The 4,933-nt window shown below is 43.6% G+C and carries 2 protein-coding genes and 6 tRNA genes; 7 read left to right on the top strand and 1 reads right to left on the bottom strand.

Going from position 1 to position 4,933, the window contains the following annotated elements:
* The first annotated feature begins 22 nt into the window (after positions 1-22).
* From KI742_RS23205 to KI742_RS23235, 7 genes are all read left to right on the top strand, one after another.
* Positions 23-98, top strand: a tRNA-Asn gene (locus KI742_RS23205).
* 275 nt (positions 99-373) lie between these two features.
* Entirely contained in the window at positions 374-1,999 is a 1,626-nt protein-coding gene (locus KI742_RS23210; protein ID WP_182038235.1) for a methyl-accepting chemotaxis protein, read from the top strand.
* A 233-nt stretch (positions 2,000-2,232) separates the two neighbouring features.
* Positions 2,233-2,308 (top strand) — tRNA-Phe (locus KI742_RS23215).
* 52 nt (positions 2,309-2,360) lie between these two features.
* Positions 2,361-2,436 (top strand) — tRNA-Thr (locus KI742_RS23220).
* Between the two features lie 22 nt (positions 2,437-2,458).
* Positions 2,459-2,534 (top strand) — tRNA-Asn (locus KI742_RS23225).
* Positions 2,535-2,573: 39 nt separating this feature from the next.
* A tRNA-Thr gene (locus KI742_RS23230) sits at positions 2,574-2,649 on the top strand.
* Positions 2,650-2,664: 15 nt separating this feature from the next.
* Positions 2,665-2,740, top strand: a tRNA-Asn gene (locus KI742_RS23235).
* 246 nt (positions 2,741-2,986) lie between these two features.
* On the opposite strand, the gene KI742_RS23240 is transcribed toward KI742_RS23235, so the two are convergent.
* Complete coding sequence (locus tag KI742_RS23240) at positions 2,987-4,423, bottom strand: NAD-dependent succinate-semialdehyde dehydrogenase (RefSeq protein ID WP_081007970.1); 1,437 nt, start codon at positions 4,421-4,423, stop codon at positions 2,987-2,989.
* Between the last annotated feature and the right edge of the window lie 510 nt (positions 4,424-4,933).

Below are 4,933 nucleotides of genomic sequence, written 5' to 3' on the forward strand. Positions count from 1 at the left end.
GCAAGACACAAAAAAGAATAATTCCTCCTTAGCTCAGTTGGTAGAGCGACGGACTGTTAATCCGCAGGTCGCTGGTTCGAGCCCAGCAGGAGGAGCCACTTTTAAAGCCGCATCACTTGATGCGGCTTTTTTGTATCTGCTTTATACGTCATTTCTCACTTTCCCATTTATCTGCACTTCATTTCTAAACATCAGCGAACATTAAATCCTTTCTTCAAAAACACTTATTTCACGCTAAAAATTTAATCCTCATCGTAATTTCAATACGCATTAGTATCCGAGCATATTCATCTTCACTAAGATGCCCGAGTTATTACATTTCTTCTTTTAGCTATGCCTTGCATAGTGATAACACTTTATTTGTGAGCTAAATATGAAACTAAAAACTCAAGCCTATTTATTATCTGCGATCATATTGCTAGCTCTCCTAGCTCTGACCGCAACGGGCTTATGGACACTTCGCGTCGCAAGTAACCTTGATAACAAAGCTCGAGTTACTGAGCTATTTAAAAGTGCGTACAGCATACTTACCGAAGTAGAAAAGATGGCTATCGAAGGCAAAATGCCGGAAGACGAAGCGAAAGCATTAGCCACTCGCCTACTTCGTAACAATATCTACAAAGACAACGAATACGTTTATGTCGCAGATGAAAATATGATGTTCATCGCCGCACCACTAGACCCTCAACTGCACGGAACCAGCTTCCATGACTTTAGAGATGGCAGTGGTAATAGCGTAGGCCAACTCATTCTAGATGTATTGGGGCACAAAACAGGTCAGATCGTTGAATATACCTGGAGCCAAAAACAAGCTGATGGCAGCATTGAAGAAAAACACTCGATAGCAGAAAAAACACCACACTGGGGCTGGGTTGTCGGTACAGGTATTGGCTTTAATGAAGTTAACGCACGTTTTTGGTCGACAGCACAATGGCAGCTTGTGCTGTGTCTGATTATCGCGGGAAGTATTCTAAGTGGCCTGATCATTTCGATTCGCAAAATGCTTCATCTACTTGGTGGAGAGCCTAACGACGTGCGTAAAGCAGTTCAAGCTGTCGCTCAAGGAGACATTCAGACCAGTTTTGATACTGTGGCACCGAGAGGAAGTATCTATCGTGCCGTGCAAGATATGAGTCAATCACTAGCTACCATGGTGACAAACCTAGAGAAGTCTATGCATGCACTGCGCGCAGAGTTGTCTGCCGTAGAAGCTCGATCAAATACGATTGCCGATCTTACCGTATCTCAGCAGCAATCAACGGCGATGATTGCCACTGCGATGACTGAAATGGCATCTTCAGCCAACCATGTTGCCAATTCAGCAAGCGACACCGCAAACAATACGGACGAGGCTGACAAACAAAGCCAACATACTCAGAAACTCATTCATAACACGGTTGAAAACATTCAAGGTTTAGCTTCTCAATTAAATACTGCGAGTAAAGCGGTCGCCGATCTAGATCAGGATGTAAATAATATTGTAAAAGTGCTCGATGTGATTGGTGATATTGCAGAGCAAACAAACCTATTGGCACTCAATGCAGCCATTGAAGCAGCACGTGCTGGAGAACAAGGCCGAGGCTTCGCAGTCGTTGCTGATGAGGTACGCAACCTAGCAGGACGCACACAAGACAGCACAAAAGAGATTCAGTATATGATCTCCAATCTGCAAGAAGGCTCTCGCAATGCCATTCACACAATGGAAATATGTGCAGAAACCAGTGAAAGCACTGTTACAGAGTCTAAGAATGCCTCTGAAGCTCTACAGCAAATTGTAACGGCGTTAGAATCTATCACCACAATGAGCCAGCAGATCGCTACTGCTGCCGCTGAGCAGACGCAGGTTAGCGATGATATTGCGCTACGCATAAACCTTATCGAGGAAAGCGGAGGCCAACTCAACTCTGTCGTAACCGAGAGCCAATCAAGTACTCAAAGTTTAGCTTCACTAGCGAATGAGCTAGAAGGTTGGGTAAACAAGTTCTCAGTAAAGCACTAGTTTAAAGTCAATTGTTCAATAAAAAGCACGTTTTCAGACGTGCTTTTTTGTTTTTATCGCCTTTATTTTGCAAGTGAACACACTATCAATGTTAAAACATCGCTTAAAGCATGGCGCATTGCTGCTAAAAACGCATAAAAACAGCCCACTCCGAGCACAAATTCATCAAACGATATTTTATTTTAATTTTATTGTTGACCTGAAAGCCGAAAAGCCTTTTAATACACCTCGTCGCCCGGATAGCTCAGTCGGTAGAGCAGAGGATTGAAAATCCTCGTGTCGGTGGTTCGATTCCGCCTCCGGGCACCACAATTTATTAATTGTTGGTGCTTAGCACGAACAATGTTAAAGAATAAAATGTGCCGACTTAGCTCAGTAGGTAGAGCAACTGACTTGTAATCAGTAGGTCACCAGTTCGATTCCGGTAGTCGGCACCATTTATTCTCTTAAAAAGACAATTCCTCCTTAGCTCAGTTGGTAGAGCGACGGACTGTTAATCCGCAGGTCGCTGGTTCGAGCCCAGCAGGAGGAGCCAATTTTCATTATTAAGTTAATAACTTATTAATGACATTGTGCCGACTTAGCTCAGTAGGTAGAGCAACTGACTTGTAATCAGTAGGTCACCAGTTCGATTCCGGTAGTCGGCACCACTTATTAAAATTTGTTCCTCCTTAGCTCAGTTGGTAGAGCGACGGACTGTTAATCCGCAGGTCGCTGGTTCGAGCCCAGCAGGAGGAGCCATATTAGAAGAAGCCGCATCACTTGATGCGGCTTTTTTGTATTAGTTTAAAGCTAAGCTCTCTCCTACTACCCACGAAATAACATAAGCGCTTTGATTATTAAAAACCGCTTACCGCAAGCTAACTATCGACTCACTAAGTAACCAGAAAATATTAACCACAAACGCGCGTGGCAAATGGTGTATCTTTCAACTAAAAAAAGCCAGGTAAAAACCTAGCTTTTTAATTCAATCGGCCATCTCTGAAATCAGCTTAAACCACCAAGACAAATATACTTTGTCTCCAGATATTCATCGAGTCCTTGCTTAGCACCTTCCCGTCCAACACCCGACTCTTTAACTCCACCAAATGGAGCCACTTCAGTAGAGATGATCCCTTCATTAACTCCAACCATGCCGTACTCTAAACCTTCACTAAAAGCCATAATACGCTTCAAGCTATTCGTATAGAAATAGCAAGCCAAACCATATTCTGTATCGTTCGCCATTTCGAGAACTTGATAATCATTTTCAAAGGTAACAATAGGCAACACAGGCCCGAATAGCTCTTGCTGAACAATCGACATATTCTGCGTCACACTATCCAAAAGAACGGGCTCCATAAAGCGACCAGGCCGTCTCTGTGGAGAGTTAGCAATAGAGGCTCCTTCTTGTACAGCTTGATCGATCACCGCCTCTAGTCGATGCTTAGAGGCCATCGTAATAACAGGACCTAATGTGACACCTTTCTCTAAACCATTTCCAAGCTTTAATTTGCTTAACTTCGACAATACTTTATCAATAAAAGCTTGTTTTACATTTTTATGAACATATAGCCGATTGGTACAAACACATGTTTGCCCTGCATTACGGAACTTCGACGCGACAAGCCCTTCCGCAGCCTCATCTAAGTCTGCATCTTCAAACACGATGAAAGGCGCATTACCACCCAACTCCATCGACACCGCCTTGACTGAATCACTGGCTTGCTTCATCAAAATTTTCCCAACGCGCGTAGACCCCGTAAAAGAGATCTTCTGAATCCTAGGATCAGTACTTAGTACTTGACCAAACTCAGCAGCCTGCTCCGACACCACGACAGAAAGCAGTTCTTTAGGGATACCAGCCTGATAAGCTAATTCAACAACAGCAATTGCAGTGAGAGGGGTAAGCTCTGATGGCTTGATCAACATGCCACAACCTGCCGCTAGGGCTGGTGCTGCTTTTCTTGTAATCATCGCAATAGGGAAGTTCCAAGGTGTAATTGCAGCGCATACTCCCACAGGCTGGCGAATTGCAGATAGACGTCTATCTGTCGTGGGGGCAGGAATAACTTCGCCATAAGCACGTTTTGCTTCTTCTGAGAACCACTCGACAAAAGAGGCACCATACATCACTTCCCCTTTGCTCTCAGCTAAAGGTTTACCCTGCTCTAAGGTAATAATCGTGGCTATGTCTTCTGCATTATCAAGAAGTAGTTGATACCACCCCCTCAAACGACGAGAGCGCTCTTTGGCACTTAATTTAGCCCAACGGACTTGCTCCGTTTTGCACTGACCAATGAGATCATCTAACTCATCAAGAGTACTAGGCTTTAACCGAATTAACTCTTGCTCAGTTGCAGGGTTGATGACCACAATTCCCTCTTCGGAAGACCATTGCTTAAATACAGATTTCAGCGTTTCATTTTTTATTTGTTGCATCATCAAACATACTCCTCAAGAACTCCTCTTAGGTTAATCGCTACTAGCAAGTTCAGCAAAGAAAACAAAGTTTTCTAAAAGGCATTAATTTTCGGAAGACTTAGATCTCTTCCTCACTATATTTCGGGAAATTGCGTAATCCACGCAACGACGGTCCCGCTCTAAACATGGAAGCAATGAATGTTTGAGAAATAAGATGTAGAAAATTATTGTTTAAGAGAGACGCTAACAAAACGCGCAGTGAGGAAGACTATTCATTCTACTACGGTTGAGGGCGAGTGTTATAAAGACTCATTGTTCAAATGACCAATCTTTCAACGAGGACATAATACAAACTCGGAGTAATTGGAAGTGCAGGCAGCAGGCCCATCTTCCTGAGAAACTCATGTGCCAAAAGGGTAAAGAAAGTCGTATTGTCTCGCCTTCAATGTGTAAATGCATTTCTAGGGGACACGACCAAACGAAAAAGCCCCAGTCTTTCGACTGGGGCTTAATATAAGTGGCGGAGTGGAC

Origin of the sequence: Vibrio sp. D417a, assembly GCF_030248595.1 — a bacterium.
Lineage (GTDB): Bacteria > Pseudomonadota > Gammaproteobacteria > Enterobacterales > Vibrionaceae > Vibrio > Vibrio alginolyticus.